The sequence below is a fragment of the Paraburkholderia sp. SIMBA_054 genome, assembly GCF_046534875.1.
Classification (GTDB): Bacteria; Pseudomonadota; Gammaproteobacteria; order Burkholderiales; family Burkholderiaceae; genus Paraburkholderia; species Paraburkholderia hospita.
In genome coordinates this window covers 1-249 of sequence record NZ_JAWRXV010001345.1, presented here as the reverse complement: position 1 = coordinate 249, position 249 = coordinate 1, and the positions used below count along the sequence as shown (strand labels likewise).

Annotated in this window: 1 protein-coding gene; it reads right to left on the bottom strand. The window is 72.7% G+C overall.

Annotated features, from left to right (window positions below; genetic code table 11):
• A partial coding sequence (locus tag SB822_RS59465; RefSeq protein ID WP_410859423.1) for a LysE family transporter occupies positions 1-249 on the bottom strand: 249 nt, incomplete at both ends.

Genomic DNA, 249 nt, shown 5'->3' with positions numbered 1-249 from the left:
ACGCAGCCCGCAACTGCGGCATGCCCGCCTGCGAAGCCTGCTGCTGCACGCCGCCGGTCCCGTCGCGCGCGGCGCCGCCCTCGGGCAACGCGAACACCGGCGAGCGAAAAATCTGGATGCCGACCCAGGCGAGATAAACCGCGCCGCCATAGCGCACGACGTCGTATAGCCACGGCGCGTTGCGAAGCAGCGCGGCCGCGCCGCAAGCGGACAGCGTGACATGCGTCGCACGCGCGACGCCGAGCCCGC